Genomic DNA, 3,276 nt, shown 5'->3' on the forward strand with positions numbered 1-3,276 from the left:
CTCAAAATACTACTCTGACCAGCTTATCATCTTTATTCTTCCAAAGTATAGCGTACTTCCAAAAGAGCCACACCCAAGTCAAACTGCCTATATTATTCTCCACAGAGACATGCCAGTTGAAGCGACTTATTTATCTGCCGAACAAATTCGTGAAGTATTACAGACTTCAATACGAGGAGAAATGACTGACACAGGAAAAATAGTCAGAAGCACAAATTTGGAAATTGATGAATACCCTGGCTTAGAATTGTTGGTGCAACACACTGATGGAACAACAGGACAATATCGAGGATTTATAGTCAAGGGACGGATGTATTTTATGGCAGCTGTAACAGAAGGGGAATTAACCACAGAAGCTGTGAATTTCTTTGATTCTTTCGGAGTTTATCCAGAGCGTGTGCGCTGAAAATCCTGCGATTGGTGATGCTAGCAAATTTTTTAATACTTTTAAAATTTTGTAGAAACAAAAGGAATCATTCGCGTAAAATCACCTTCCATTCTTTATTAACACTTGTAGTGCGGGCATCTTGCTCGCTTTTTTAATTAAAATAATCCTCAATAAAAATCATAAATGCGTAAAAATACCATTGTCATCTCGTAAATATTATCAAGAACACCCAAAAAACAAACAGCAATATTTACGATGATGAAAACTCCACATCCACACATTCATAAAATCATCTCCACAACATTAGGTTTTAGCAGTAGCATATTACTCAACCTAAATATACCTGCTATTGCTCAAACAGTAACTCCACCAAATTTATCAGCTATCAATTCATCAACATCTACTTCACAAGTAAAACCCAAAAAAACTAACTTACAATGGGTATATAGCGTCGCCGAAAAAGTAATTCGTGCCAATGGACTAGATGACCATCCTTGGCGCTTTGAAGTCAGCGACGAGTATGATATCAATGCATATGCTGGCGAATTAAACAAAATTGTCATTTACAAAGGCTTATTAGACCAAATACACGGCGATGATGCCGCATTAGCATTTATCATCAGCCACGAATTAGCCCACCATACCCAACGTCATTCTGCACAGCAAGAAGAAACAGAAGCACGTTTAAAAGATAAATTATTGAAGGAAGCAGAGACAGAATTTACCAATTGGATTGTCGAAGAAAGAAGAAAATCAAAAACTCCCATATCCGTCGCCAAAAAGGATGTAATTAAACAACGAATTATTATCCAGAAAAAGCAGGAGTTTGATAACAAAATTCAAGCTTTAAGTCGCCAACACGAATTTGAAGCCGATGAAATTGGTTACACCTATATAGTGAAAGCAGGCTATGATATCGACGGAGGGTTTCGAGTCTTTAACTTACTTTCTCGTTTACCTTCCGACTACACAGAAAATAGTACCCATCCACCCACACAGCTAAGAATTAATGCATTAAAGCAAGTGATAAAGAAATATCCGTGGTTGAACTTATGGATGGATGGGAATGAGCGATTACAGATTAATTATAAATCTCTTAAATTTGATTTATCCGATGATGGAATATCTTTGCGAATAAATTCCAGATTTGTCTCGCGATAAATAATTAGAAGATGTGATATGGGGAGCGTAAATCATTTGGCTTTTCGCTACCCTTTCACAGAAAGTTTTGGTATTTTTATTGCATAAAATATCTAATACCATTCTAGTATGAAGCTGCACATAATTAATTGAGTAAAGCCTTGGTTAATAAGGATTGATTCTATGCAGCTTTACATATAATTGGTATAAACACGATTGTATCATTTCGCTTCCTGTCTTTTTATTGAAGCTTGGAAAGACAAAGCCAGTTAAAATTAAAAAAATTAAAACGATAGGAAAACCGTCAATTAAAGAATTACCTTCCCAAGCTATATAGCTATTTTGTCGCATATTACTACCAGCAGATGCTTTAAATTTGTTGGATTAGGGTTAAAAGCATTTTTATTGAAGCGAGAATATGCTTTTAATCAAAATCCTCCAGCAACGATTAATCACTGGAGGATTTTCATCTTGGAATTATTATTCTGAGATTAGTAGTGGGTATTTTCTGCGATTGTCTCAGCTTGATTTTCTACCCTATTCCGCTCGGCATATTCTTGTCTACGCTGCCAAGAAATTTGATGTTGAATTAACAACTCTTCCAAAGTTTTACCAAATTTACGGCTAGCATATTCCAGCAATTGTTCTAGAGAATATCGCTTTTCTTCAACCTTCCCAAAATCATTGGTAAAACGCTCTTTGAATTCGTCCCAGCTAAAGGTATTGTTCAGAGAACGCTTTGCAACTAATCCACACAGAGAACGTATGGAATAGTATACTTTGGTATAGACTCGCTCTGAATAATCACTAACAGCATATTCACCCAAAATCGAGTTATCTATTGCTTGGAAATTAGTTGTTGATTGTTTACGTGTAGCCATAATTCAAATACCTCTTAAATCATTCATTTTCCTATTGGCGTTAGCCTTCTTAAAACAAAGGAAGAGGGAAGAAGTAAGAATAAAGAAATCTGGAATTGGGATTTCCCCACATTTAGTAGAAGGTACAAAGTAATTTCCCTTCTTCCTTCCTCCTTACGAACGAAGTAACTTAAAACCAGGTAGAATTGTCGCAATCAGCGAATAAGTCAGTACGTTCTCGGTAATCCTGATAATCTATTTCCAACTGCCGTAAGTCAGTATCCAAGACCAAATTTTGCAGTTCTTGCATAATCTCTCGAACTTGATTTTCTTCGCTAATACCTGAGTAATAGATTTTGATAAATTTGTCAGCTTTACTCACGAATAATTCGATATTTGTGATAAATGCTTGCTCACTGCTAATTGCTTCTAGCATGTTATTCTCCCAATATTTATGACTTTGATGCAGCTTAATATTCACTGGTAAGCATGAGAATTCTTTCTACTAAATAGAGCTTGATGTGACTTAGTGGAAAATCCGTATATTCAATTTCCTGTCGTAATACTTCTTGGTTTGTATCCCACTCGCAAGTCAAAACACCGGAATTATTTTCAACTCGTAAATGCCAGATTTGAAATTCTCGTAAATTAGGATTGGATAGAAATTGTTTCGTTTGATGGGAGAAGATTGCATCTATTAGCCAATAGCAGTTTGTTTCTTCGGCTAAATATTTGATACCATCTGTATATTTCAAACCAAGCCAGTGTTTGTAGAGAGTCGTGGAACCAGTAAATTGCTTAAGCTCACTGCTTATTTGTTGCGGTGTTTTCATTTTTTAAAATCCTTGATTTTACAGCAGGGTTAGCGCATCTCAAACCCTATTGACA

General features: G+C 35.8%; 4 protein-coding genes and 1 pseudogene. 2 read left to right on the top strand and 3 right to left on the bottom strand.

The annotated features are described in order from the left end of the window. A pseudogene (locus tag CK510_RS28335) lies at positions 1 to 406 on the top strand (hypothetical protein); the annotation flags it as partial. A 237-nt stretch (positions 407 to 643) separates the two neighbouring features. Continuing rightward, on the top strand, positions 644 to 1,549 hold the full coding sequence (locus CK510_RS28340) for a M48 family metallopeptidase (protein WP_245912484.1): 906 nt from the start codon (positions 644 to 646) through the stop codon (positions 1,547 to 1,549). 470 nt (positions 1,550 to 2,019) lie between these two features. On the opposite strand, the gene CK510_RS28350 is transcribed toward CK510_RS28340, so the two are convergent. The 3 genes from CK510_RS28350 to CK510_RS28360 all read right to left on the bottom strand — a co-directional run bounded on the left by CK510_RS28350 (position 2,020) and on the right by CK510_RS28360 (position 3,221). Next, positions 2,020 to 2,409 (bottom strand): hypothetical protein, encoded by a 390-nt coding sequence (locus CK510_RS28350; RefSeq protein ID WP_095724823.1) that lies wholly within the window; start codon positions 2,407 to 2,409, stop codon positions 2,020 to 2,022. A gap of 169 nt (positions 2,410 to 2,578) precedes the next feature. Then, on the bottom strand, positions 2,579 to 2,824 hold the full coding sequence (locus CK510_RS28355) for a Pb-reticulocyte-binding protein (protein ID WP_095724824.1): 246 nt from the start codon (positions 2,822 to 2,824) through the stop codon (positions 2,579 to 2,581). Between the two features lie 34 nt (positions 2,825 to 2,858). Beyond that, the gene (locus CK510_RS28360; RefSeq protein WP_095724825.1) at positions 2,859 to 3,221 is read right to left on the bottom strand and encodes a DUF6876 family protein; all 363 of its coding nucleotides are present in this window, start codon (positions 3,219 to 3,221) and stop codon (positions 2,859 to 2,861) included. Positions 3,222 to 3,276: the final 55 nt, after the last annotated feature.

Source organism: Brunnivagina elsteri CCALA 953 (assembly GCF_002289455.1).
Lineage (GTDB): Bacteria > Cyanobacteriota > Cyanobacteriia > Cyanobacteriales > Nostocaceae > Brunnivagina > Brunnivagina elsteri.